24 protein-coding genes and 5 pseudogenes are annotated in these 25,029 nt (G+C 61.2%); 17 read left to right on the forward strand and 12 right to left on the reverse strand.

Annotated features, from left to right (window positions below; translation table 11 throughout):
* Window positions 1-636: 636 nt before the first annotated feature.
* The 6 genes from FJ964_RS29085 to FJ964_RS29105 form a co-directional block, all read right to left on the reverse strand.
* Window positions 637-1,269 carry a DUF3883 domain-containing protein gene (locus FJ964_RS29085; RefSeq protein ID WP_224629010.1) on the reverse strand — a complete coding sequence of 211 codons (633 nt, stop codon included), beginning with the start codon at window positions 1,267-1,269 and terminating at the stop codon, window positions 637-639.
* A complete protein-coding gene (locus FJ964_RS31580; RefSeq protein WP_224629009.1) occupies window positions 1,212-1,523 on the reverse strand; it encodes a hypothetical protein in 312 nt (103 codons plus the stop codon). The genes FJ964_RS29085 and FJ964_RS31580 overlap by 58 nt, the downstream gene beginning before the upstream one ends.
* Window positions 1,524-1,565: 42 nt before the next feature.
* A complete protein-coding gene (locus tag FJ964_RS29090) occupies window positions 1,566-1,991 on the reverse strand; it encodes a type II toxin-antitoxin system VapC family toxin (RefSeq protein ID WP_140554028.1) in 426 nt (141 codons plus the stop codon).
* Window positions 1,991-2,233: a type II toxin-antitoxin system Phd/YefM family antitoxin gene (locus tag FJ964_RS29095; protein ID WP_140554029.1), complete on the reverse strand. Its 243-nt coding sequence runs from the start codon at window positions 2,231-2,233 to the stop codon at window positions 1,991-1,993. The genes FJ964_RS29090 and FJ964_RS29095 overlap by 1 nt, the downstream gene beginning before the upstream one ends.
* 396 nt (window positions 2,234-2,629) lie before the next feature.
* On the reverse strand, window positions 2,630-2,827 hold the full coding sequence (locus FJ964_RS29100; RefSeq protein WP_140554031.1) for a hypothetical protein: 198 nt from the start codon (window positions 2,825-2,827) through the stop codon (window positions 2,630-2,632).
* Window position 2,828: 1 nt separating this feature from the next.
* Window positions 2,829-3,350, reverse strand: coding sequence for a cytochrome c oxidase assembly protein (locus tag FJ964_RS29105; protein WP_246676229.1), 522 nt, complete (start codon window positions 3,348-3,350; stop codon window positions 2,829-2,831).
* A 338-nt stretch (window positions 3,351-3,688) separates the two neighbouring features.
* Between FJ964_RS29105 and FJ964_RS29110 the strand changes: the two genes are divergently transcribed.
* Both FJ964_RS29110 and FJ964_RS29115 read left to right on the forward strand, forming a co-directional pair.
* Window positions 3,689-4,447 (forward strand): Crp/Fnr family transcriptional regulator, encoded by a 759-nt coding sequence (locus FJ964_RS29110; RefSeq protein WP_140554032.1) that lies wholly within the window; start codon window positions 3,689-3,691, stop codon window positions 4,445-4,447.
* A 199-nt stretch (window positions 4,448-4,646) separates the two neighbouring features.
* Window positions 4,647-4,847 (forward strand): CsbD family protein, encoded by a 201-nt coding sequence (locus FJ964_RS29115; protein ID WP_140554033.1) that lies wholly within the window; start codon window positions 4,647-4,649, stop codon window positions 4,845-4,847.
* Window positions 4,848-5,242: 395 nt separating this feature from the next.
* Here the strand turns inward: FJ964_RS29115 and FJ964_RS29120 are convergent, their stop codons facing one another.
* Window positions 5,243-5,419: a hypothetical protein gene (locus FJ964_RS29120; RefSeq protein ID WP_246676230.1), complete on the reverse strand. Its 177-nt coding sequence runs from the start codon at window positions 5,417-5,419 to the stop codon at window positions 5,243-5,245.
* A 72-nt stretch (window positions 5,420-5,491) separates the two neighbouring features.
* Window positions 5,492-5,797: a hypothetical protein gene (locus FJ964_RS29125; protein WP_140554035.1), complete on the reverse strand. Its 306-nt coding sequence runs from the start codon at window positions 5,795-5,797 to the stop codon at window positions 5,492-5,494.
* Window positions 5,798-6,099: 302 nt separating this feature from the next.
* Here FJ964_RS29125 and FJ964_RS29130 point away from each other — a divergent pair, with 302 nt between their 5' ends.
* The 6 genes and pseudogenes from FJ964_RS29130 to FJ964_RS29160 all read left to right on the forward strand — a co-directional run.
* Window positions 6,100-7,041, forward strand: a complete 942-nt coding sequence (locus FJ964_RS29130) for an NAD(P)/FAD-dependent oxidoreductase (RefSeq protein ID WP_224629006.1) — start codon at window positions 6,100-6,102, stop codon at window positions 7,039-7,041.
* Window positions 7,042-7,278: 237 nt separating this feature from the next.
* Window positions 7,279-8,280 (forward strand): IS30 family transposase, encoded by a 1,002-nt coding sequence (locus FJ964_RS29135; RefSeq protein ID WP_140554036.1) that lies wholly within the window; start codon window positions 7,279-7,281, stop codon window positions 8,278-8,280.
* Between the two features lie 124 nt (window positions 8,281-8,404).
* Window positions 8,405-9,761, forward strand: a pseudogene (locus FJ964_RS29140) (ISNCY family transposase).
* Between the two features lie 224 nt (window positions 9,762-9,985).
* Window positions 9,986-10,255: a hypothetical protein gene (locus FJ964_RS29145; RefSeq protein WP_224629020.1), complete on the forward strand. Its 270-nt coding sequence runs from the start codon at window positions 9,986-9,988 to the stop codon at window positions 10,253-10,255.
* Between the two features lie 934 nt (window positions 10,256-11,189).
* A pseudogene (locus FJ964_RS29155) lies at window positions 11,190-11,674 on the forward strand (peroxiredoxin-like family protein); the annotation flags it as partial.
* 54 nt (window positions 11,675-11,728) lie between these two features.
* A pseudogene (locus FJ964_RS29160) lies at window positions 11,729-11,884 on the forward strand (FMN-dependent NADH-azoreductase); the annotation flags it as partial.
* A 95-nt stretch (window positions 11,885-11,979) separates the two neighbouring features.
* Here FJ964_RS29160 and FJ964_RS29165 read toward each other — a convergent pair.
* The 3 genes from FJ964_RS29165 to FJ964_RS29175 form a co-directional block, all read right to left on the reverse strand.
* Entirely contained in the window at window positions 11,980-13,185 is a 1,206-nt protein-coding gene (locus FJ964_RS29165) for an ROK family transcriptional regulator (protein WP_140554041.1), read from the reverse strand.
* A 138-nt stretch (window positions 13,186-13,323) separates the two neighbouring features.
* Complete coding sequence (locus FJ964_RS29170) at window positions 13,324-14,346, reverse strand: SIS domain-containing protein (RefSeq protein WP_140554043.1); 1,023 nt, start codon at window positions 14,344-14,346, stop codon at window positions 13,324-13,326.
* Window positions 14,347-15,270, reverse strand: a complete 924-nt coding sequence (locus tag FJ964_RS29175) for a BadF/BadG/BcrA/BcrD ATPase family protein (protein WP_224629005.1) — start codon at window positions 15,268-15,270, stop codon at window positions 14,347-14,349.
* A gap of 150 nt (window positions 15,271-15,420) precedes the next feature.
* Between FJ964_RS29175 and FJ964_RS29180 the strand changes: the two genes are divergently transcribed.
* The 9 genes and pseudogenes from FJ964_RS29180 (at window position 15,421) to xth (ending at window position 24,236) form a co-directional block, all read left to right on the forward strand.
* On the forward strand, window positions 15,421-16,671 hold the full coding sequence (locus FJ964_RS29180; RefSeq protein ID WP_140554044.1) for an extracellular solute-binding protein: 1,251 nt from the start codon (window positions 15,421-15,423) through the stop codon (window positions 16,669-16,671).
* A gap of 1 nt (window position 16,672) precedes the next feature.
* Window positions 16,673-17,608, forward strand: coding sequence for a sugar ABC transporter permease (locus FJ964_RS29185; protein ID WP_140554046.1), 936 nt, complete (start codon window positions 16,673-16,675; stop codon window positions 17,606-17,608).
* Window positions 17,605-18,453: a carbohydrate ABC transporter permease gene (locus FJ964_RS29190; protein ID WP_140554048.1), complete on the forward strand. Its 849-nt coding sequence runs from the start codon at window positions 17,605-17,607 to the stop codon at window positions 18,451-18,453. Before FJ964_RS29185 ends, FJ964_RS29190 begins: the two co-directional genes overlap by 4 nt.
* Before the next feature lie 19 nt (window positions 18,454-18,472).
* Window positions 18,473-19,405, forward strand: a complete 933-nt coding sequence (locus FJ964_RS29195; protein ID WP_140554049.1) for a 3-keto-5-aminohexanoate cleavage protein — start codon at window positions 18,473-18,475, stop codon at window positions 19,403-19,405.
* Between the two features lie 151 nt (window positions 19,406-19,556).
* A pseudogene (locus FJ964_RS29200) lies at window positions 19,557-20,014 on the forward strand (ATP-binding cassette domain-containing protein).
* A 177-nt stretch (window positions 20,015-20,191) separates the two neighbouring features.
* A pseudogene (locus FJ964_RS29205) lies at window positions 20,192-21,161 on the forward strand (OB-fold nucleic acid binding domain-containing protein); the annotation flags it as partial.
* A 98-nt stretch (window positions 21,162-21,259) separates the two neighbouring features.
* The gene (locus tag FJ964_RS29210; RefSeq protein WP_318012752.1) at window positions 21,260-21,382 is read left to right on the forward strand and encodes a DUF3606 domain-containing protein; all 123 of its coding nucleotides are present in this window, start codon (window positions 21,260-21,262) and stop codon (window positions 21,380-21,382) included.
* Between the two features lie 117 nt (window positions 21,383-21,499).
* Window positions 21,500-23,401: a DNA ligase D gene (ligD, locus tag FJ964_RS29215; protein ID WP_224629003.1), complete on the forward strand. Its 1,902-nt coding sequence runs from the start codon at window positions 21,500-21,502 to the stop codon at window positions 23,399-23,401.
* 4 nt (window positions 23,402-23,405) lie between these two features.
* Window positions 23,406-24,236 carry an exodeoxyribonuclease III gene (xth, locus tag FJ964_RS29220; protein WP_140554051.1) on the forward strand — a complete coding sequence of 277 codons (831 nt, stop codon included), beginning with the start codon at window positions 23,406-23,408 and terminating at the stop codon, window positions 24,234-24,236.
* Between the two features lie 304 nt (window positions 24,237-24,540).
* On the opposite strand, the gene FJ964_RS29225 is transcribed toward xth, so the two are convergent.
* A complete protein-coding gene (locus tag FJ964_RS29225) occupies window positions 24,541-25,014 on the reverse strand; it encodes an Lrp/AsnC family transcriptional regulator (protein ID WP_140554053.1) in 474 nt (157 codons plus the stop codon).
* Window positions 25,015-25,029 lie beyond the last annotated feature (15 nt).

Consider the following 25,029-nt stretch of genomic DNA (forward strand, 5'->3'; position numbering starts at 1 on the left):
AGTACCAAAAGACCCAAAGGCTATCCAGAAACCGGGTTCGGCCATTGCGCTGAGATCTGAGAGACGTTGTTTCATGTGGCCCTCCGCGTACTGAGGATCGGTATTCGGTTGCCTTGAGGAAAAGAGCCCGCCCCTGAGGGAGGAGGAGCGGGCTCTTGGCTGGGCCCTGCGACCCAGCAGCACGGCGCGTTAACTTGCACCGCGCCCGGCTGCTGTACGAAACCGCAGCTGGCCAGCTTTGTTCCACATAAGAGCCCGTCGAAGCATGCGAGCCTATCCTGCCATCGGGCAGGTTCCTCCGTCCTTGCGCGGCAGAACTATCCCAAGGCAGCAAGCGCAAGGGAACACGTGGTTGACCGGCCCTGAAAGCGTCCGGTCTGGCGGCGGAGATGGCCTTTCTTCTCGGCCACCTGCAAATCACGGGCAGCCGTACGATCATCATCGTTTGGCGCTGTCACTGTCGGCCACGGCACGAGACAGGAACGTCTGCGTCGTCTGGCCAAGCCGAAGAGGACGTTGCGGGTCTCCCGGCAGGGGAATGCCTTCCCCTGCCGGCCTCCGTGCGCAACCGGTCATTCAACCCAACAGTGCAACCCGCTCACACCGCGTCCGCGCCCGCCTGTGTGGTTACAGCAGCTACCACGTCTTCGCCCCGAAAGCCGACAGACGGCTCACGGCCCACTGTATGAAGTTCGCCTGATAGCTGGTCGCCATCAGCGACACATGTGCCTCCAGCGGCGGCAGTAATTCGAACGCCTTCGGCTCCCGCGCAAAATTCCACAACCGCACTAGCGGCCAATCACTGCGCCGCTCCTCCGCAACGGCCAGCTCATTGCGCGTGATGTGAAACAGCGTCCGCTCCCATCCATTGGTCGTCTTCACCTCAATCAGCCGATTGCTGCCGTTGGTGGCGAAGCTCAGAACGTCATAACCGGCACCGTCATCATCCAGGTGCGACACCACCCAGAGGGTGCGCTCGGCGAGAACGGTTCGGCCGGCGGCAAGCAGACTGGCACGCTCATGCGCGAGGACGCGCTCCTCGCCAGCACGGCCCAGAGCCCGATTGCGGGCATCACGCTCAGCCACGTCGTACTTCCGGGCGATGGCGGTCATCTGCTCAAGTTCTTTGGGCGGCGGCGCGTTGCTGTGCGTCGGGGGTGAGCCGATCCACAGCATCGCTTCGTCCCGAAGCGCCGATGGCGAAGGCTCCATCACCATCTGCGCGGCCGGTGCGAGCCAATCCGGATGACGATCGAGCCAGCGCACCATCGCATCGACGAGTGACGCTTGGAAATGAAGGCCGGCTTGTAGCCTGGGATCCAGCCCTCGCCGAGGCCCTTGTGCACGGCGTTGATGTTCTGATGCTTGTATTCGATCGAGCCGCGGGGCCGATCGATCATCTCCTGTAGCAGGCGGCTATGTTCGGCCTTGCTGTATGGCCGCCCGGCGATGTCGTCCGCGAGCATCGCGATATAATCCGCCACGATCGCATCGTTCTGCTCGTCGGACCAGTCACCGGCCATGGCGGCTCCCGAGCAGACCTGTCCCGCTGGAGAAGTTCCGGATTATGCCAGCAACCGCGCCGGGACACCGAGCGTCGGCCCGGCGTCGGCAAGCCGCTGGTCGAGCGTGTGCACCGTGGCGCCATGCTCCGATGCGATGGCGAGATGCAACGCGTCTCCGGCACGGAGCCCAAGGGCATGCTGATCAGCAAACCTCGCCGCCGCTCGGAACTGCCCACCCGTCACGGGCAGGACGGTGAAGCTCTCGGCAACGAGCTTGTTGAACATGGCGAGCGCCGCCGCGCGTTGCTCCAGGCTGATCTGTCCGGTCCGCAGCTTGATCGCCATGGCCGACGACATCTCCGTGACCGTCCAGTCGCTGATCAGGAGCTGCGCCGGGTCCTGCTCCGCAAGCCAGGCCTGGACCCGCGGCGTCATCGCTTCGTTGGAGAGCGCCGCGACGAGCAGCGACGTGTCGAGATAGAGCATCAATAGCGATCGCCATCCCGCATCGACCGCACGAGATCGGCGGCACTCTGAGGCTGGGGCGGCATCGCTGCCGTCAGCGATTGAAGCAGCGCGGCATCGATCGGCTTGCGCGGCTTGGCGACGGCGATGAGCCGCGCGACCGGCTTGCCCCGACGAGTGATGTCGATCGAATCGCCCGCTTCGACTCTGTCAACCAGCTCGCTCAGATGGGCTTTGGCATCCGCCAGATTGATCACATCCATGTCACGCTCCTGACCATGTAGATAGTCATATAGTGCAATCGGCCTTACAATTCTAGCGCTGCCTCCCAAATCATCTGCCGGCGAACGCTGCTCGAGACCGGAGGCAGTCCAAGCCATCCAGATTGCGCGTTCGGAAGGAACGTCCTGACCGCTCCCAAGCACGGCGCTCGCGAGCCTTTCAGGAGACGTAGGATGATACTCCAACAAACTTCCTGCCAACTCAGGTATGTGCGTAATTGGATCAACGACGGGTCCTCGATCCCCGGATTGGATGCGGATCCAGATGTCCGGCGATCGCATTCAACGGCATTTTTTCCCATCGTCACACCGGTTGGCACCGCAGGGGTGCATTTGGGCGACGTGGGGATTGAGCATCAGAGCCAACTCTGGTCGCGCTCACCGGACGAAGTCCCGCAACTGATCGATGGGTTTGTGGCAGCCGGCGCAGCCATTCGCCAGCATGATCGGTACCGCACGTGCACCGACGCCGCCGGTAGCGGCGTCCGCCTCTTGCTGCACCCGACGGACTCGGTCGGCCCACAATGCGAGCGCGCCGCCCGCGACGACCAACAGAATGCACACGGCGATGATCAATTTAGATGGGCCAGGGGGCATGTGCGATCTTCCTGGTTCCGCTCGTCGTTATCCAGAGGCCGGCCAGCAATAGCGCTGCCCCGCCATAGATAAGGCCGGCCGGGACCCACATAACGAGCCCGGCAAGCTGCTGGTCCTCGATCGGGCTCAAATTCCACACTGCCGCCCCGGCAGCATTCTCCGGGTACCAGAGCTTCGGCGATAGAAGAAGCAGGACGCCGAGCAGGCCGGTGTGCAGGGAGGTGAAGAAAAGATGCATTACGGCACTTCCATAAGCCTGCTGTTGGCGTCGGCGCGGCAGCAACGCCCACCAGAAGAGCAGGCCGGTGCCGAGGAAGCTCGCATGTTGCGCATAGTGCAGCACGCCATGCTCGAGCGCTGCCTCAAACAGGACCGGAATGTGCCACACCCATATCGCGATCCCGTGAACAATCGTTGCGGTGACAGGCCGGCTCGCAAAGGTCCAGAGCGCTCGCAGCGATTTGCCATGCCCAACCATACCCAGGGCACGCCGAAACGGCACCGGCGCAGGTGCTTCTCGCATCAGTAGGCGCCTCTCGGCTTCAGCCGGCGGCGTGCCGCAACTGTCTACCGGGGCTTGCCACTGCGCGTTGTGAGAGAGAGGACGGCAGCTCTGCCAGCTATGGCGAGTGGTTTGCATATGAATTGCCGCCAATCGAGACAGTCGCGGAACATACCGCTGGGTCGTGGGTTTACCACAAGGCTCACCAGGAACGAGATTATGAGGCCCGACGCTCTACGGATGTCGGAAGTGATCAATCCCTGAATACGAGGTAGTCGCACCCGGTTCGGCCCGACCTGATCTTTTCTGAGCGGCTCTCGCCATTGAGGAGGTTTTGCTTGCCCGGTAAGACGACACTGCCGACCAGATCAGTTACCGACATTTCCGCCTTGTTCAAAGTGCTGGAGCGGCGAGACGATATCACACCCGGAGATCGAGCAATACTTGAGGACGGTCCCTGGCGGACACGTGACTACGAGGTCGGCGACGAGATCGTCGCGGAGCACTCCGAGCCCAAGGAGAGTTGCGTTATTGTGGCGGGGATCACCGGACGAACCGTCACCTTTGCCGACGGCCGCCGCCAGATAACGGCTCTCCATATTCCTGGCGACTTCGTGGACCTGCACGCATTCCTGTTGCACGTGATGGACCACAATGTAGTTGCACTTGCGCCGGCCCGCATGGCGTTCATCGGACATGACAGGCTTCGTCGGATCACCGACAGCCATCAGCACTTGTTCCGCGTGCTGTCGACCGTATTGGCGGTGGACGCCGCCATTCAGAGGGTGTGGATCGCCTGCCTCGGGCGCCGGTCCGCGGGGGCCCATCTGGCGCATCTCATTTGTGAGATGTTCCTGCGCATGGAGGTTGTCGGAATGACCCGCGGCCGGTCGTTCGAATTTCCGGTCACTCAGAGCATGCTGGCCGATACTATCGGCCTCTCTATCGTCCATCTCAATCGAACGCTGATGGAATTGCGCCGCGCGGACCTCATCACCTGGGAACGCAAGGTGGTGACTATCACGAACTGGGACCGCTTGGCTCGAGCCGCCGAGTTCGATGGCACTTACCTCAATCTTCGCAAGGAGCCCCGATAGCAACGCTCTTACGCGTGCTTGACCGCCGTCGGCGGTACCAATGATGGCCCAAGCATCACGCCGGCGCGGCACGCCCGCTTTTGCCGAATGGGCGGTTACGAAGTAACCGACGGAGCGCGTTTCTTCATAATTCAGGGCAGGAACCTTCGTACCCTCTTGTCGTTCTTGATGCTGGCCAACCACGAAAAGCACAGTCACCATGGACTGGAATTGCGTCGAAGGAAACTGGAAGCAATTCAAGGGCAAGGTGAAGGATCAATGGGGCAAACTCACCGATGACGACCTTGATCGAATCGCAGGAAAACGCGATCAGCTGGAAGGCGTCATACAAGAGCGCTACGGTATCGAAAGAGATCGCGTTCGCCAGAACGTTGACGACTGGTACAACCGCCAGAGCTAGAGTCGAAGGGCCAGAGGCTTGCCGCGTCACACGGTCGCTGCAAGCCTCTCCGTTCGACGGGCGTGGGCCGAGCAACACCCGAGCGCTCATTTGCAAAGCGGCGCGGATACGACAAAACGGCACCGATCTTGGGGCGACCAGCCGCGGTCGTAAGTCGGCGAAGAGGCGCAGCCAGCCTGCGGCGTCGACAAGCCTGGAGAGCAAGGCTGCTCGTCGGGCGGGTACAACTTGACGTACTTCAGAAAACGCCTTTTCTGATCAAGGCTATCCGCACCAATCCGCAGCCGCGGGGTTCCAGGGCGGTTTCCAAGCACCCCCGTCCCTTCCGTTGCCAACTAATCGTGGTCGCGAACTTCTCTCCGCGATGAGGAACGATAAGCCCTGTTGATCCTGCTCTATCTCGGCGAGGGAGAGATGACGTGAAAGATCCCGTTTCCAGGGTTCGCAATAAGCCGGTGACGCGACGCCTGAGGTTCATGCCGGGAGAAGCGAGCCTTGGCGAAGGCAGTCCGGAATGCGGCAAAGGCCTCGGTTGGCACGTCCTCGAATTCGTAGCGTTTCCCGCTGGACACGAACCGGACCGAAAGGGTTCTGCGGCCGGGTCGTAGACTGATTGTGTATCGAGAACGATGGCATGACGAGACCTAGACGAGCTCCATCAACATATATCGAATGACAACTTGATGCTGGCGGAAGCGCCGCTCAAGTTCGGCTCGGCAGTTGCGCCATTCTTGTAGATCGATTTTTCCGGTCATCACCTCGAATACTATGATGTCGTCGTCCCTGGAATGTTCGCCCTGCCTCCACAGCCCCTCGGCAGGCGCCTGTAGGTAGGCCGTCACGCCGTCAAATCGGCAAGCCAGATCTTCCTTTATGCGGTCAAAATCCTGTTTGGGAAACGGCTCTCCGGAGTTGTCCGCGCGGGGCAGCAAGATCTGGAAGAGGTACATGGCGGCGTCTCAATTGATTTTCGATCAACGGTGGAGATACCGACACGTTCCCAGATGCGGGTTGCTATTTATTGCCGCCGGTGCAGGCAGAATCCCAACGCCGCGTGCGACGGCAGGGCACGTGGGGTATTGGGTCCTTTGTTTCGGCGCGCACAGGGAATGCAATCTCTGGTCAGTATAAACATTCCTTGCTGTCTCCATTGGAGACCGACGGACCGCCGACAAGAATATATTCTTCCGCTCTGACGAAATATCAGGGCGCCTCCGCGCATAAGGTAGATCGAGCGGCTAGTCGGGGAACATTGAACCAGTTGCGTCGTTCGGCGCGAATGTCCGCTTTAAAGTCGAACGAGCCTTTTGACGTCGCGATCGTCGGCGGTGGTCCGGCTGGGTTGGCGGCGGCTGTTTACCTGGGAAGGTTTCGCCGCAGCGTCGTAGTATTCGACGCGGATGACGGCCGCGCGAAATTGATTGTGAAAAGTCACAACTGTCCGGGTTTTCCCGACGGAATTGGAGGCGAGGATCTCCTGCGGCGCCTCACCGCGCAAGCTGCTATGTACGGCGCTGTTCTGAGGCAGGAGCGGGTAGAGGCGATTAACCCAGTCGAAGCCGGGTTCGTCGTTCATGCTGCCAATGAAGCGTACCCGACACGCCAGGTAATACTCGCGACAGGGGTTACCGACATCACGCCCGATGTACCACACATACGCGAAGGAATCGCCAAGGGCACCATTCGCCTGTGCCCGGTGTGCGACGGTTATGAGGTGATAGACAAGGCCGTTGCCGTGATGGGCCCCGAGGAGAGCGCGATGAGGGAGGCGTTATTCCTGAAGCAGTACACGCCCAACGTCACGGTCCTGGCTAGCCGTCCCGAAGGTCTATCTGCCAATGCGCGGAGGCGAGCGGTTGCTTTCAAGGCAGGAATTTTGGACAATGTAAATAGCCTCCTTCCAATGGACAGTGGATACGAGGTACTTCTGGAGAACGGCCGCAAACAACTCTTCGAAGTGATCTATATCGCGATGGGCTGTGTCGTACGATCCGAACTAGCTACATCCCTGGGGGCCGACTGCTCAGAAGACGGCTATGTTCGAGTTGACGCGCATCAGCGCACAAGCGCGGAAGGTGTCTCCGCCATTGGAGATGTGGTGAAGGCGCTGAATCAGATTGCGGTCGGCTTCGGCCATGCCGCGGTCGCCGCTAGCGACATTCACAATCAGTTACTGCGTCAGGACCCCAGATAATCAATCAGCTTGCGTCATGACACCTTGGCTGGAATTTGAACAGGAACGTTGCCAATCGCAGTTATTCTCAGAGAGACGCATCAGCTCCAGCATCTCAACTAAGCCTCTGCTTTTATAGAGATTTCCGCCAGTTCCATAAGATAGATTCTGCGACTTGTGGATGTAGCAGGGTGGGTTCTATCTTGAACTGCGACGTTGCAGCGATACCAATGCCTTATCGCATGCATGGAACCGCACATGAAACGCAGCTACTCCCAGATCGATTTGGATGAACGCCGCAAGATCGAGCGCTGGCGCCATGCTGGCGTCAGTGTCGATGCGATTGCTGAGAAACTCGGCCGCCATCGCTCGACGATTTTCCGCGAGATCGCGCGGAATAAGTTTGAGGATCGGGAGATGCCGGATCTGACAGGCTATTTCTGTGTGGCGGCCAACCATCGGGCCAAGGAACGTCGCAGCCGTTATCGTAAACTGGTTCGGCATCCGAAGCTTCGCGCATCAATCATCGAGCGTATCAAGCATGGCTGGTCACCGGAGCAGATCGCCGGTCGATTGGCTTATGAACGCAGCAGCGTTCGCGTCTGCCACGAGACGATCTATCGCTTTGCCTATTCGCCCTATGGCCAGGAGATAAAGCTGTGGCGCTATCTTCCGGAGAGCCGCGCCCGACGCCGGCCGAGGCACGTAAGGCGGCGTCATGGCCGTCGATTTAGCCCGGATTTGAGCATTTTGCATCGTCCGGACATCGTCCGCGACAGAAAGCAGCTCGGACACTGGGAATGCGATCTGATCCAGTTCCGCAAGAAATTTGGCAAAGCGAACGTCACTTCGCTGGTCGAACGGGTGAGCCGCTTCACAGTCTTCCTACGCAACAACGACCGACAGTCGCGCGCGATCATGGATGGCTTGATTGACGTGCTTGGTCCACTTCCCCATTCGGCCCGCCGATCGATCATCTTCGACCGCGGCACCGAGTTCACAGACTGGCCCTACCTTCAGGCCGGTCTCGGCGTTCAGACATGGTTCTGCGACCCGCAGGCGCCGTGGCAGAAAGGCACGGTGGAAAACACCAACCGTCGCGCTCGCAAATGGCTTCCGCGAGACATCGATCCGTTGTCGATAGAGCATCGAGACCTGCACCAGGTGTGCGCCCATCTCAACTCGACGCCCCGAAAATGCCTCGGCTTCAGAACACCGGCCGAAGTCTTCCGTCAGAAGATACTGTTGGCCAATCGGTGAACGCGCTAACCTGACGCGCTGCTTGTCGCACTTCAGCTGGAACTCACACCGCAAAATAGAAATGTCTTGATTCCGCAACGTAGGAATGTCGCCCTGCTCGTCGGTGAGCGAGGGAGACGGCGGGTTGGGACTAATTTTAATGAGCGAGCGCGAGCTGCAACGCATCGAGGTGCTGTCGAAGGTTTTGGAGCGGCGCATGACGGTTGTCTCGGCGGCGCATGTGCTGGATATGACGACCCGCCAGGTCCAGCGTCTGCTGAAGGCGTTCCGGGCCGAAGGCGCCGCAGCCCTTCGGCACAAGGCTCGAAGACGACCGTCGAACCATCGATATGTCGCCGGCATCGGCGAACTGGCGGTTCAGTTGGTTCGGGAACACTATCTCGACTTTGGGCCGACCTTGGCGGCCGCGCGGCGAACCACGGCCTGGTCGTGTCGCGAGAGACGTTGCGCAAATGGACGGCGGAAGCTGGAATCTGGCTGTCCCGAAAGCAGCGCAGGACGTTCCATCAGCCCAGATTACGTCGGGAGTCATATGGCGAGTTGGTGCAGATCGACGGCAGCGATCACCGTTGGTTCGAGGAGCGGGGCGATCCATGCACCCTGCTCGTCTTCATCGACGATGCCACGAGCAAGCTCCAGCAGCTTCGCTTTGTGAAGTCGGAGAGCACCTTCAGCTACTTCGAGACGCTCGAGCTCTATCTGAAGGCGCACGGCTGCCCAGTCGCATTCTATTCCGACAAGCATACGGTGTTTCGTGTCGCCAAGACGGACGCCAAGGCAGGCCGCGGCATGACCCAGTTTGGTCGCGCCTTGTCGGAACTCAACATCGAGATCCTGTGCGCCAATTCGAGTCAGGCCAAGGGCCGGGTTGAAAGGGTCAATCGGACGCTGCAGGACCGCCTCGTGAAGGAACTGCGCCTTGCCGGCATATCTGACATCGAGGCGGCCAACGCGTTCTTGCCGATATTCATGGCTGACTTCAACGAAAGGTTCGCCGACCGGACAATCTGCATCGCGCATTGAATGTTGCGCCGGATCGGCTGCGTGACATGCTGTGCAAGCGGGAGCAGCGTTATGTCGGCCAGCAATTGTCGTTCTCCTACGAACGCAGGCAAATCATGCTTGAGAAGAACGAGCTTTCGTGCGGGCTGGTCGGCAAATACGTCGATATCTACGAATTCGCCAACGGTCGGCTGGACGTTCGATGGAGAGCGTGTTCCTTGCCTTACACCGTCTTCGATAAGGAGCAGCGCGTCACGCACACGGCGGTCACCGAGAACAAACGGCTCGGCGAAGTGCTGACCTGGATCAAGGCTCAGCAGGAGGAGGCGCGGCCTCCGCCGAAGATCAAGACCAACAGCGAGCAGAGCGCTTACAAGAAGCGCGGGTCGAAGCCGGGCCGCAGGACCGATTTTCTCAACGACCCTGCTGTCATCGCGCGGCGAGAACAGGCGCTGGCAAGGTTGGCCGCTGCCGAGTGAAGCGGCTTTCAAAGCTAAAGCCAGGGAGCCAGGCTGCCCCCGATCGGGCTGCGCAACCCGGACCAGCTTACGCCCGATCGGGCGCTCTGGTCCGTGCCATTATCCCGCACTTGGGCCCTTAGGTTGTCAAGCATCTGCGACCCGGTTACCCCCCGCGAACAGGCCAGCAAATTCATCGATGGCCTGGGGTCATCTTGTTGCGAATGGAATCGGCCGTGTCGAAGATGATGGCTCGCGCAATGTCGGCCTCGCGTTCCGAGGCCGATGTCGTGATCACGACCCATCATCGCCATCAGCATCATGGCACAGGGGTTTATAATGAGGACGGCGGCCGCCTTCATCACCGTCACCACGGCCAAGTGGCCTTTTACGACAACGGTAAGCGTGCCTGGCATCGCCACCATCGTCGGCCCGACACCGTTGTCGTCACGGGCTCGATGCACCGTCAGCATCACCGCCCGGTGGTCATCCAGCAGGACGACAGCGATTATTGATCGCCAAGCTTGACCCGGCTTTCTTGATCCTGATCTGTCAGCCGGGTCATGCTTGCGTCGCGGGACGGCCTAGCAGATTAGCCTAAGCGCAGATGGACCCAACCTTCTGTCCGGAGCCCTCTTTTGTATCTGCCTGTTGTGACCACATGGCATAACAGTTGGCCGAGTACCTGGGTATTCCCGGCTGCTGTCGCCCTGTTCCACTTTCGAATCTGGTCACTTAGGCTAGATCCGGCTAAGATCCGGATCCTCACATCTCGAAAAGTTCCGAACCGACTCGCATTCACCAGCTTTCGCGGGTCCGCAACTGGGCGATCGGGCTGGCCAATTGCCGTTATCTCTAGCGTTTATCTCGGCAAAGCACGAACGGTTGGACTGCAATTAATCGGCAACGGAATATGTGCAGCTTCCAAACTGGAACCTTTTCCATTTTCGGCGATTCATTTTGCATGTCCGAAACCGCACCGGTTGCCGCTCCCATACTGCCTGAGGGAAGCCCCGACAGGGAAGTGAACTGCGAAGTTGCAATAGAGACCGCCTTCGCGGCTTTGGTAGCCTCTTCAATCGCGCAGGGGTGGTCAGCAGAGGAAACGGCAACGGCGCTCCTTAACCTCGCCACTGCACATTTGGCTAAGCTCAAAGCCGCGATCATCTAGCTGATGGCCAAACTGCCTCACGCTTCGGCATCCCGATGCCGATTGTTGGTTGCGCGGCTATGCGTCCTGGCTCAGCGTAAGAATTGCGAGGCGTGAGCGGCATGTGGTTGGGCATTCAGAGAGCCTGACAGGCCTGACCGAAACAAGCCAGGCGATATAAAGCCGGTCACTCTGCGCGAGGTGGCTCCTCTATCCCTGCGAGCTGAGACACACCAATCGGTATTGCCGCGACTACAAAAAAAAGGGGCATGAATTCGAATCGGAAGCGATGCCTATCCGAAGGAAATCTCGTCAGATCTGACGACCTCCTCAAGGGGCCTCTCGTCATTAGCTTCTATCGCGGGGTCTGGTGTCCTTGTTGCAACATGGAATTGCAGGCGCTGGAGGCTGCCAAGCCCGAGTCCGACAAGCTCGGCACCTCGCTTGTGGCGATCTCGCCGCAGACGGCGCCGAACAGTCGCAAATCCGTCCGCCAGAACAATCTCACCTTCCCCATCCTCTCGGATGTAAATGGCGAGGTTGCAGCCGCCTTCGGCATTCGCTTCAAGCTGCCGGACTATCTAATCGATCTCTACAAGAGCCTGAAGAACGACCTACCGGCCTTCAACAATGATCCGAGCTGGGCGCTGCCGATGCCGGCCCGCTATGCCATCGCCCAGGACGGCACCATCGCCTATGCAGAGGTCAATCCGGCTATACCCGCAGGCCGGAGCCGGACGACATGCTGCCGACCTTGCGTCAACTGGTGCGCTCGACCGCCTGAGGAAAGCGGCAGGTTCGGCGTAAGCGCGCTGTGGCCGTCCGCGACGATCCTCCCGTCCAGTTCGACCATGCCATTCCTTAACTGCGCAGCTTGCTCGGTTTCATCGGCTTGGCCGATGTCGACGTCATCCGCATCGAGGGCGTCGCCAAGGGACGAGATGCGGTCACCGACGCATTCGCCAAGGCGACCGCCAAGGGCGATGCCGTTGTGGTTGTGGCTGCAAACGCGCGAAGTCGCTGCGGCCGCATAGGGCACTGCGTCACCCCGCATCAATGGCAGGCGCCCGGCGCCTGCCGTTCTTTCTCTCAAGTGTCCTTCGCGTCCGCTTGCAACTCGGACAGCGGCGGCAGCACGACAGCCGGATGCCGGCCCTCGCGCAGCATCAGTCCGAGACTGTAGTCGACGGCCAGTTTCATGGCACCCAGCGCCGTGCCGTCATCTTCAAGCGAACTGACGGCGATCCGTGTCGGCCATGCAAGGTCCGCCGCGATATTTCCAACGCTTTCCGTCATCAGCGGATTTCTGCCGACGCCGCCGCCAAGCACGATCAGCCCAGGATCAAGCATGCCGATGCAGCCGGCCGCCAGCCTGCCGATATCGGCGGCATGACGCTCGACGGCCACCATTGCCGGTCGTGAACCTTCAAGAGCGCGCGCGAACAGATCCTTGGCCGAGTCTGGCGGCGCGCCTTCCCCGGCGGGCCAGTCGACTCGGCAGCGCTCAAGCAGCGCCCGCGAGCCGAGATAATGTTCGAGTCCTTCACGATAGGGCGTCTCGCTGGCTGACCACGGAAACGGCATGCGGCCAATTTCGCCGGCCGCACCCCCGGCGCCGCGAAACAAGCGTCCCTCGGTGATGAAGCCGAGCCCGACCCGCACGCCAACCTGCAGAAAGACGAAGGTCCGGTGACCTCGCGCGGCACCAAAATGCATTTCGCCGATGGCCGCGCAGTTGACGTTGTTTTCCAGGATGATCGGCACCTCGATGCTACGGCGCAGCAGGTCAAGCGCGGCGGACGGCCCCCCAGGACGGTCAAAACCATCATTGGAGACTATGCGCGGCACCGCCACGGCAATGGCGCGCAGCGCGCGAAAACTCTTGCTGACCTTGGCCATTGTGGCACGCGCCACCGACAGGACGATGGCTCCGACCTCGTCGGCATCGCCGGCCTTGGCTTCTGGAATCGGTTCTTCCGCCGATATCAGCTTCTGTGTGTCCATCGAACAGGCAACCGCCCGCACCTGGGCGGCGCCGACATCGATGCCAATCGCGTAGCCCGCACCCGAGCCGATGCCGTAGATGGTCGCCGTGCGGCCAATGGCGCCGCGTTCCCGGCCGCGCGCGGCAACGAGGCCGAGCGCGCTCAGCTCCGACACGGCGGCCGACATGGTCGGCTTCGACAGGTCGAGCATGGCGCCGAGCTTCGGCCGCGTGACCGGTCCATGCGCGGCGAGCACGCGCAGCACGGCTCGGGCACTGTCGGTCAGATTTGGGATTTCCGCAGCCGCCATCTCAGCCGTTTGACCTTTTGCCCTGAAATCCTGTCTCGGTCGGTACAGCGAAAGCGCCGCCGACTCAAAGCCGCATTCCGCCCTCAATGCCCCATTGCTGACCGGTTTGGCAATTTCCACGATGTCCGCACAAGGATGTCAGACTTCCGTCGGCGACCACGGCCTCAGCTTGGTATCGGTCTGCCGATAACGGAAGACGATATCGGTCAGGCCGGCCGCATCCTGCATGTTGCCGACGACAAGCTGGATGGCGACGATTTCCAGAATGGCATCGGCGAGGGCATTGCCAAGGGCCGGTACGGAAATCACCGCCAGCCTGTCGGCCGAAACGACATCCGAGCGCCGCGTGACCAGCACCGATGGGCAGCCAAAGCCGGCGACATCCTGCGCGATCTTCACCTCGCGGCCATCGCCGATGACGATCAATCCGGTCGCCGCATCCTGAGATTCCATCGGTCCATGCAGATAATTAAGCGTATCCCACCCGGATGCCGGCACGCGAACCGCCTCGCGGATCAGCATCGCCGCCTCGCCGGCATTGGCGAAGCCGACACCGGCGCCGACGATATCGATGGATGTTCTGCCCTGCAGCAGCCGCGCCGCTTGTCCGGCAGCATGCTCCGCATCGGAGAGGACGGTGGCGACCGCGCCCGACAAACGCGCCCAGTCGAAGCGGTTGCCGGCAAGCCGGTCGATCAGCATGCCAAGCGCCAGCAAGGTCCCGGTATAGCCGGTCGAGCTGGCGCCATTATCGTCGCCCGAATCAGTGGCAAGAGCGGCGCCGGTCAAATCAGCCAGCGGATTGTCGCTGCCACGGCAGATCGCCAGGCGCGGCGACGCGGATGCTTCACGCATGACATCGAAAATTTCTCGGCTCTGCCCTGAGGCCGACAGTGCGATAAAGACATCGGCGGCCGCATCCGTGCGACCATAGAGATCTGTCGGCGTATAGGCGACGGCCCTGATGCCGGAGGCGCGCAGATAAAGCGCCCCGGCCAGCGCCGCCTGGTAGCTGGCGCCAATACCTGCAAGGCCGATCGTCTTGCCGGCAAAGGCTCGGAGATCGAGGCCGTCGAGTGCGGCGGCCACTGAGCGCCTGCCAATCTCGAGACTTTCCGTCTGGCGCGCCACCGCCAGGCGATAGCCAATCCGCTTCATCATTCAAACAGCTCCAATGTGTGGGGATAGCTCCTGGCCAACGAGCAGCCGCCGGGCCAGAGCGACGCCGCCGAGCACCGGCGGCTCGCGCAGCAGCACGATCTGGCTCGACGGCGATACTTTCGCCATGGCCTCGACGAATGCCGTCATCAGCATCGGCTGTTCCGAGATGACACCGCCGCCGGCCACGACCAGAGCAGGATTGGCGCCGCGTTCGATCAACAGTTCGACCAGCGCGGCAAGTCCTGCCCCACCTTCCCTGATAACGCGGTTAGCCAGAGCCGATCCTGCGATGGCCGCGTCGAACACGGCATTGGCATAGCGACCCCAGACCGCGGCACCGCGCGTTTCATTGAGCAGGATGCCGAGCTTGGTGTGGTCGTCGGTATTGAGTTCGCGCATCAGTGTGGCTATCAGCGGGTCACCATCGTCGCCCCTGTCGAGGCTGTGGCGGATCGCCTTGGCGGCCTCGCGTACCAAGGCCGGCGCACTGCCCTCATCGCCGAGGATCCAGCCCCAGCCGCCGGCCGCCAGCATCCTGCCTCGGCCCGTGCGCGCCACCGCGATGGAACCTGTGCCGGCGACGACGCCGATGCCTTCGGCATGGCCGGCGGCGGGCACCATCAGTTCGGCATCGTTGACCACCTGCACCGCGCCGCCGGTCCTGCTCGCCAGCAGCGCCTGGAAGCGCAGGCATTGTTCACCCGTGTCGCAGCCATGCGCGCCGACTGCCAGCGCAACGGGCGCCACGCCACCGCACAACCCCGCGACGATGTCGGCGAGCCTCGTGGCATCGGACTCCATCTGGCGAATACGCCAACTCTCCGTCACCAGCACCTCGTCGGCGATCGTGCGCTCGTCCATGCACGCCATAATGCGCGTCTTGGTCCCGCCTATATCCACACCTGCAATGATTTTCTGGGTCACCAACATCCACCGCCCATGCCGGACGAAGCGGGTTGCCGCGTCCAATTCGCATTAGTTAGGAAACTTTACAAACTATCTTTCCAGACGGCAAGAACTATGATTTGATAATCGTCGTAAAAAACGCATCAAGCGCGATTGGGAGATTGCAACATGAGCAGGAGAAGGATTGGTCTGGCCCTTGCGGCCGCGTCTTTCGCATGGGGACTCACGGCAAGCGTGGCTCACGCTACCGACATCTCGTTCTGGACCTGGCGTCAGGAAGATAGGGCCGCCTACAATGAACTTTTCACCGATTTCACCAAGGAGAACCCGGACATCCATGTGAAGTTCGAGTCGTTCCCGGATGAGAACTATCCGACCATCGTCTCGACGGCCTTGGCCGCCGGCAAGGGCGGCGACGTCATTCATACCCACGCCTATGGCTGGCTCGAGCAGTTCGTGAAAGCAGGCTACTTCGAGCCGCAGGATCTGACCAGGGTTCCGTCACTTGCCAACCAGCCCGCCGATGCGCTGGTGGCCGGCACATACCGCGCCGACAAGAAGGTCTATTCCCTGCCCTTCGCTTCGCAGACGCTTGGCCTGTTCATCAACAAGGACGTCTTTGCCAAGGCCGAGCTGAGCCCGCCGACCACATGGGACGAGTTCATAACCGTCAGCAAGGCGCTGAAGGTCAAGGGTATCTACCCCCTGGCCAACGGCATGGGCACGAGCTGGTTCAACGAGATGTTCGTCGCCATCTTCACCAACCCGTTTCTCGGCCAGGACTTTGTCAGCGACCTGACGTCGGGCAAGACCACCTTTAAGGACCCACGCTACGTCGCGGCACTCGGCAAGCTGCTCGAATTGCGCGACTACATGCCTCCTGGATTCGAAGGCATCGACTACGACACCGCTGGCCAGCTGTTCATCAGCGGCAAGGCGGCGATGCTGGCCGGAGGCAGCTTCGACATCGCCAGCTACCGGACCCAGAACCCGGACATCAACATGGACTTCATCGCCCCGCCAATGGCCAGGGCCGGCGATGTGCCGCAGGTGACTAAGTTCTTTGATGGCGGTTATGCCGTCAACGCCAAGTCGGCCAACAAGGAGGCCGCGCTCAAGCTGGTGAACTGGATGGGCACCAAGGAATTCGGCGACAAGTTCTCGGCGTTGCTCGGCAACATCTCGCCGATCAAGGGCGTGGTCATCAAGGACGAACTGCTCGCCCACGTCGCCAAGTTGAACGAGACCGCCATGCCGCATATCAATGTTGTATACTTCCGTTTCGAGAAGCCGACTGGATCGGAGCTGCTGCAGGGCGACATCACCAAGATGATGTCAGGTTCGATCAACCCGGACCAACTGGCCGCCGACCTGACCGACGGCCTGGCCAAATGGTACAAGCCTTTCCAGGTCAAGTGAAATGAACAGCGGCCGGCGCCACCCCTCAAAAGCTTTTCCGTGGCGCCGATCACTCTGGATAGCGGCCCTGCTGACACCGGCCCTGGTGGTCATGGTGCTGTTCGTGCTGTGGCCGCTGCTTTCGGCCTTCCGTCTCGCCTTCTATGAGTTCAACGGCCTGCGGCCGACCGGATTCATCGGCTTCGAGAACTTCCGCAAGGTGCTGTTCGAACAGCCTTACAGCGGCTGGACCTACAATGCGCTGAAACACAACATCGTCGCCTTCGTGGCGCTGATGGTGTTCGAGAACGGCACCGCTTTCCTGCTTGCCTACGCATTGCTGAAGGCCTTGCCCGGTCACCGCGTCCACCAGGTCATCGTCTTTCTGCCTGTTGTGCTGTCGGCCGTCATCGTTGGCTTCCTGTGGAAACTGTTCCTGCATCCGCTGTTCGGGCTGGTTAACCAGACGCTGGTGCTGATCGGCATTGGCGCCATCCCGTGGCTCGGAAGTGAAAACACCGCGCTGGGCAGCATCCTGTTCGCGAACATCTGGCACTGGCTCGGCTTTCCGACGCTGGTGCTGCTGGCAGGCATGCAGCGCGTCGGCAAGGAAGTGATCGAAGCTGCCCGGCTGGATGGCGCCGGCGACTATGTGCTGATGACGCGCATCATCTGGCCGCTGATTGCGCCGAGCGTCACCATCGTCACCATCTTGACCTTCATCGGCAGTTTCAACTGGTTCGAAATCCCCTATGTCATGGCCGGCCTCACCGGTTCGCCAGGCGGCGCGACGGATGTGCTCGGCCTCTATTTCTACCGGACCGCCTTCGGCTCGACGACAACAGGCATCCAGGATTTCGGCCAGGGCAGCGCGCTGGCGGTGATGATGTTCATCATTGTTGCCGGCGTCACAGCAATCGCGCTTCGCTATCTGCGCCGTCGCGAGATCGAACTGTGAGCGCAGCGGTCGGCACCAGGGAACCCGGCGAGCTGTTGAAGAACGGCGCCATCCAGCTGATGCTGGTGATCAATGCCGTCATCATGATCTATCCCCTGTTCGTCATGGTGATATCGTCCTTCAAGACCAATGCCGAGATCTTCAGCTCGCCCTTCGCCCTGCCGGCGCACTTTTCGCTGGTCAATGCCGAGCGCGTGTGGAGCGAAACCAATTTCGTCCGGTACCTCGCCAATTCTCTCGGCATCACCTTGGCCGCGGTAGCACTGATCCTTCTGTTCAGCACCATGGCCGCCTATGCCATCGCCCGCTATCAATTCAGGCTGAGCGCACTGGTGCTGATGTTTTTCCTGAGCGGCATGACCGTTCCGCTGAAACTGGCGATCATTCCATTGTTCATCCAGCTGGATTCGCTTGGCCTGGTCGACAGCTATGCCGGCTTGGTGCTGGTCTATGTGGCCATGGGCATTCCTTCCGCGGTGTTCATCATGACGGGCTTTCTCAGGACCTTGCCGCGCGAACTGGAGGAGTCGGCGCGCATGGACGGTGCCAGCGAATTTCGCATCATGCGCTCGATCATGCTGCCGCTGGCGCGCCCGGCCTTGGTCATCGTCGCGATCCAGAATGCCGTGCCGATCTGGAACGATTTCTTCTTTCCGCTGGTGCTGATCACGTCGGACGATCTCAAGACGTTGCCGCAGGGCCTCACGGTCTTCGTCGGCGAATTCACGACCGATTGGGGCGTGCTGTTCACCGGGCTGACGCTGGCGGCCCTGCCGATCACCCTGCTCTATATCGTGCTGTCGAAGCAGTTCATCTCAGGCATCACGCAAGGCGCAGTGAAATAGAGGACGAGGATATTTTCAAGTGGCGAACCAGAACAAGATCATCATCACCTGCGCGGTCACCGGCTCGATCCATACGCCGTCGATGTCGCCGCATCTGCCGGTGAGCGCGCAAGAGATCGCCGACGCCGCGATCGGTGCGGCCGAGGCCGGTGCAGCCATCGTCCACCTGCATGCGCGAAATCTTGTCGACGGCCGGCCCGACCAGTCGACAGGGGCCTTTGCGCCCTTCCTGAAGGTGATTAAGCAGCGTTCCAACTGCGTCATCAACATCACCACGGGCGGCGCCGCCACTATGAGCGTCGAGGAGCGGGTCAAGCCGGCGGCGACCTTCTCGCCGGAAGTCGCCTCGCTGAATATGGGCTCGATGAATTTCGGCCTCTATCCGATGCTGGAGCGCTTCAAGACCTTCGAGCATGATTGGGAGCGCTCCTATCTCGAAGGCTCCCGCGACCGCATCTTTCGCAACACCTTTGGTGACATCGAGCACATCCTGCGCACCTGCGCGGAAAACGGCACGCGTTTCGAAATCGAGTGTTACGACATCGGCCATCTCTATACGCTTGCCCATTTCGTCGAGCGCGGCCTGGTCAAGGCGCCGTTCTTCGTCCAGAGCGTGTTCGGCATACTGGGCGGCATCGGCACCCATCCGGAGGACGTCGCGCATATGAAGCGCACCGCCGACCGCCTGTTCGGCAATGACTGTCATTGGTCAGTGCTAGGCGCCGGCCGCAGCCAGTTGCCCATCGCCACTCAGGCCATCGCGCTGGGCGGCAATGTGCGCGTCGGGCTGGAGGACTCGCTGTGGATCGGCAAGGGCCAGCTGGCAAAATCCAACGCCGAGCAGGTGAAGAAGGTGCGCCAGATCGTCGAGGGGCTCGGCGCCTCGGTCGCCACCCCTGACGAGGCGCGGCAGATCTTGCAGCTCAAGGGCGGCGACAAGGTCTCTTTCTAAAGGGAAATACCAATGAGTGCGGTCACCATATCGGGTGTCGAGAAGGACTATGGCAAGGGCGAGTTACCCACGGCGTGTCGGTGGATATCGCGTCGGGCGAATTCGTCATCCTTGTCGGGCCGTCCGGTTGCGGCAAGCGACCTTACTAAGGATGATCGCCGGCCTCGAAGATATCGGCGCCGGCGAGATCGCGCTCGACGGCCAAGTCATCAACGACATCGCGCCAAAATCGCGCGATATCGCCATGGTATTCCAGAACTATGCGCTCTATCCGCATATGACGGTAGCGAGAACATGGCTTTCGCGCTGAGGCTGAAGAAGACCGACAAGGGCGAGATCGACGCCAAGATTACGCGCGCCGCAACGATCGTTGGACTGCAAGACCTGCTGGAGCGCTATCCGCGCCAGCTTTCTGGCGGCCAGGGCCAGCGCGTCGCCATGGGTCGCCCCATCGTGCGCGACCCGAAAGTCTTCCTGTTCGACGAGCCGCTCTCCAACCTCAATGCCAAGCTGCGCGTGCAGATGCGCTCTGAGATCAAGGCGCTGCACCAGCGCCTGGGCAACACGATCGTCTATGTCACCCACGACCAGGTCGAAGGTCGGCGTTAGCCCCCGCCCCGCCCCCAATGACTTCGCCGCTACACAAGGGTGCGCCGCGCTCCAAGGCCCACTTGACTTCCATCGCTCGATCGTAGAACAAATAGAGAACATTCTTATATGCGCTTTCCCGGAGGTCAACGACCATCTTGCGGCCGGAGCCCGCCATAGATGCCTTGCGCGCACAGATCGAACGCGGCCGCGCACGGGATCGACATCCGGCCGGCCTGCGTCAACGCCTCGCGTTTGACTGCACGCTGGAACCGGTCGCCGACGACGGACATTTCGCCGTCCGGCTTGGGTTGCGCATGGTGCGCGGTCTCGCAAATGTCCATGCAAGCACGATTGTCGCCACCCGCGCCGACCAGGCGTTCGCCTCCGTCGACGATCTGTGGCGCCGCGCTGGCGTGCCGCAGGCCGCGCTTGTCCAGCTCGCCGAGGCAGACGCGTTCCGGCCGGCGCTTGGTCTCGCGCGGCGCGAGGCGCTGTGGGCGATCAAGGCGCTGCGCGACGAGCCCCTGCCCCTGTTCGCGGCCGCATCGGCCCGCGAGGCGGAGATGATTCCGGAGATCAATGAACCGGCGGTGGCGCTGCCGCCGATGACCGCCGGCGGCGAGGTCGTGGAAGACTACCGCCACATAGGCTTGACGCTTCGCAGCCATCCGATCTCTTTCCTGCGCGAAGATCTTCGCCGCCGCCGCATCGTGTCTTGCGCCGAGGCGATGGAGGCGCGCGACGGGCGCTGGCTGGAAGCGGCAGGCATAGTGCTCGTCCGGCAGCGCCCGGGCTCGGCCAAGGGCGTGATGTTCATCACCCTTGAGGACGAGACCGGCATCGCGAACCTCGTGGTCTGGCCCCAAGTGTTCGAGCAGCACCGGCGCACGGTTCTGTCGGCGGGCATGATCGCGGTAAGCGGCCGCATCCAGCGTGAGGGCGAAGTGGTCCACCTCGTGGCTCGGAAGATCAGCGATCTTTCAGCCGAGCTCGCCAGCATCGGCGAACGCGAGGGCAGCTTTCCCCTGCCGCACGCCCGCGGCGCAATGGCGGCTCGGGACCCGATCCGCGCGAGCTGCTGCCCAAGGGGCTGCGCAGCCGCGACATCTACATACCCGACCTCCACATCGACAACCTCAAGGTCAAGACGCGGGATTTCAGGTGAAACGTCGAATTTCTTGTCCGGCTCAGGATCGCAAGTCTTACCAAAGCGTTACAGGTCGAACGTCGTGACGGCGCAGCTATGGAACAGGGGAGACGATAATGGCGGACAACAAATCGAAGCGAGGCGCCGCAGACCGTCGGCAGGTCTCCGGCGGTGAGGGCTATGAGGTCAATTATTTCGCCCGCAAGCACGGTATCAGAGAGAGCAGGCCGAAGCCCTGATCAAGCGCATCGGCAACGACCGCGATAAGCTCAATGCCGCCGCGGAGAAACTGAAGAAATAGGCTGCGTGTTCGCAATGACTCATTGCATAGTTCGGTCTGAACAGGGTCAAGTCAAGTGAGCAAGTCAGCTTTGCGTCGGCCCACAATCAAAGGATCTTCAGCTCCCCCTGCGAAGCCAGCCTCGCGCGGGGCAGCCAAACATGCGCCACCCGCGTTCCGGCCGGTCCAGCTTGCAAAACTGGTGGACACGGTTCCCCCTGGCGATCGCTGGATCCACGAGATGAAATACGATGGCTATCGTATTCTTGTCGCCGTGGGCGGCGGCGAGGCGCGCGCCTATACGCGCTCCGGCCTGGACTGGTCCGGCCGCTTTCCGTCCATTTTGGCGGAGGCGCGCAAGCTCAAGGTTCGCTCTGCCCTCATCGACGGAGAGGCCATCGTCACCGACGCCGAGGGGCGGTCCAGTTTCCAGGCGCTGCAGAACGCGTTGAAGGGCGCTCCCACGAGCATCGATTTTTATGCCTTCGACCTGCTCCAACTCGACGGGGAAGACCTGACGAGGCTGCCGCTGCTGGAGCGCAAGGAGAAACTGGAGGCAATTCTGCCGGCGAAGAGCCCCATCCTTCGCTACTCCGATCATATCCAGGGCCGGGGGGAAGAATTGCTGAACCGCTTCTGCGACGCCGGCCTTGAGGGGGTTATCTCGAAGCTGGCGGATTCGGGCTATGTCGGCGCCCGCGACGGAAGCTGGCTGAAGATCAAGTGCATCAAACGTCAGGAGTTCGTGCTCGTAGGCTGGACGCCGTCAGACAAGGATCGCGCGTTTCGATCGCTGATCCTTGGGGTCCATGACGGCGGAAAGCTGCGCTATGCCGGCAAGGTCGGGACCGGCTTCAATGCCGCCGGGATGGCCCGGCTGATGAAGACCATGGCGCCGCTCGAGCAGAAGGCAGCCACCGTCGAAGCACCGCGCGCGGAGGTTCGTCGCGCGCACTGGCTGCGTCCCAGCCTCGTCGCCGAGATCGCCTTCACCGAGATGACCAATGAAGGAACACTGCGCCATCCAAGCTATCTCGGCTTGCGTGAGGACAAGAAGCCCGAAGCGGTTGTGCTCGAGACGGAACACCGCACAGCGACGCTGCCGCCGCCGGCGACAAGCGCGGTCGCGATCAGCAATCGCGGCCGCGTAATCTACCCCGAATCCAACATCACCAAGGGACAGCTTGCCGATCATTACGCCGATGTTGCAGCGATCATGCTTCCCTGGGCAGGCAGCAGACCAATCAGCCTGGTCCGCTGCCCGCAGGGCCGCGCCAAGAAATGTTTTTTCCAAAAGCACGACGCTGGCAGCTTCGGCGACAAGGTCCATCACGTCGGGATCACCGAAAAGGACGGCCATGAGGAGCCCTACCTTTACGTCGACGACGCCGAGGGGCTTGTGACCTGTGTCCAGATGGGAACGATCGAGTTCCATGGATGGGGAGCGCGCATCGAAGACGTCGAGAAGGCCGACCGCCTTGTGTTTGACCTCGACCCCGACGAGGGACTGAATTTCGAGGCGGTTCGCGCTGCCGCATTCCAGTTCCGGGATATACTGAAATCCCTTGGATTGACCACTTTCCCGATGCTGACGGGCGGCAAGGGCGTGCATGTGATCGCGCCGCTTACGCCGCGAGCTGAATGGCCTGAGGTGAAGGCCTTCGCCTCCCGGCTTGCTCAGGCGGTCGCGCAGAGCGACCCTGCCCACTTCACGGCCGTTTTGTCGAAGGCCAAACGCAAGGGTCGGATCTTCGTCGACTATCTGCGCAACCAGCGCGGCGCAACGGCAATCATGGCTTATAGCGCCAGATCGCGGCCGGGCGCCCCGGTCGCAGCACCTGTCACCTGGGCGGAGATGAAGACAATCGATGCGCCCTCTCATTTCCATGTCGGCGATGCGCCCGAGTTGAAGAAGCGCGCCGCATCGAAGGCCCTCGCGGGATGGGGCCGGGCCGATCAGTTCCTGCCGGACCTGTGAAGCCATGAGGATCGCGACCTACAACGTCAACGGCGTCAACGGCCGCCTGCCGGTGCTGCTGCGCTGGCTGGAAGAGGCAGCGCCGGACATTGCCTGCCTCCAGGAACTCAGGGCGCCCCAGGAGAAGTTCCCGGAACGGCCGATCCGCGACCTCGGCTATGACGTGGTCTGGCATGGCCAGAAAAGCTGGAACGGCGTCGCGATCCTGAGCCGCGTCGGCAAAATCCACGAAACGCGGCGCGGCCTTCCGGGCGACCCCGACGACAGCCATAGCCGCTACATCGAAGCAGCAGTCAACGGCATCCTTATCGGATGCCTTTATCTTCCGAATGGCAATCCGAGGCCCGGCCTGAAATTCGACTATAAGCTGCGTTGGTTCGATCGGCTCATCGACCACGCAGCCGAACTCGTCGGGTCCAAACAGCCAGTGGTGCTGGCAGGCGATTTCAACGTCATGCCGACCGAACTCGATGTCTACAAGCCCGAGCGCTGGCTGGACGATGCTCTGTTCGCGCCCGAGGCGCGCGCCGCCTATGCGACGCTGCTCAAACAAGGCTGGACCGACGCGCTGCGCGCGCGTCATCCCGGTGAGAAGATCTACACGTTCTGGGACTATTTCCGCAACGCCTTCGGCCGCAACGCAGGCCTGCGCATCGACCACCTTCTGCTGAGCCCGTCGCTCAAGAAGCGGCTGATCGACGCGCAAGTCGACGTCGAGGTGCGCGGCTGGGAAAAGAGCAGCGATCACGCGCCGGTCTGGATCGAGCTCTCGCAAAAGGCACCGCCTCGCAGCCGTTCGGCGCCTGACGAACGAAGCAGCTCCGGTCCCGGCTAGGGCCTTCGTTACTCACCAATGATGAAACCTTCCCGCCACATAGCTGCGGCGCAGACAGGCTTCGTGCGCCTACAATGCCTACGCCCAAATCGCTGCAGCATTCAGCAGCGCGTCCGAGACAGGTGCGATGGCATTGACCGTAGGCGGACCGAGCCAATCCCACAGAAACATTGGTGGTATTTTGTTGATCTGGACTACCGTTGTGCGGGCCCTCAACTGACCGAAAAAGCCGGGTTTTCTTGATTGAAATCCGTCTCGAACCTGCTTAAGGGCAGGCTAGTAGAGCGCCAAATATATTGGTGACCTAAGCGTCGATTGGCAGTCCATGAGCATGTTTCACTTGACCAAGGGCAAAACTCGACTCGATTGATGCCACGCCATCGAGTCTAGTGAGCTTCTGCTTCAGGAATGCTTCATAAGCCTCCAAGTCTTTGACGACGACGCGCAGCAGGAAGTCCATCTTGCCAGTCATCAGATAGCACTCCACGACTTCCGGCCAGCGCAGGACAGCATTTGAAAATCGATCCAGCTCTTCTTCCCGTTGTCGTTCCAGCTTGACGGACGCAAACGCGCTGACGGGTAATCCAACCTTCACCTGGTCGACGATTGCTACATACGCTTTGATCACGCCAGATTTCTCCAGCATCCGCACCCGACGCGCGCAAGGTGATGGAGACAGACCGGCGATCTCGCCGAGGTCTTCTGTTGTCGCGTGAGCATCCGACTGAAGCGCCGCCAACAACTTGCGATCGATACCGTCAATGACGCTTTTTGGCATGACCTTCTGTTCCTT

Origin of the sequence: Mesorhizobium sp. B2-3-2, from assembly GCF_006442295.1 — a bacterium.
Taxonomy (GTDB): Bacteria; Pseudomonadota; Alphaproteobacteria; order Rhizobiales; family Rhizobiaceae; genus Mesorhizobium.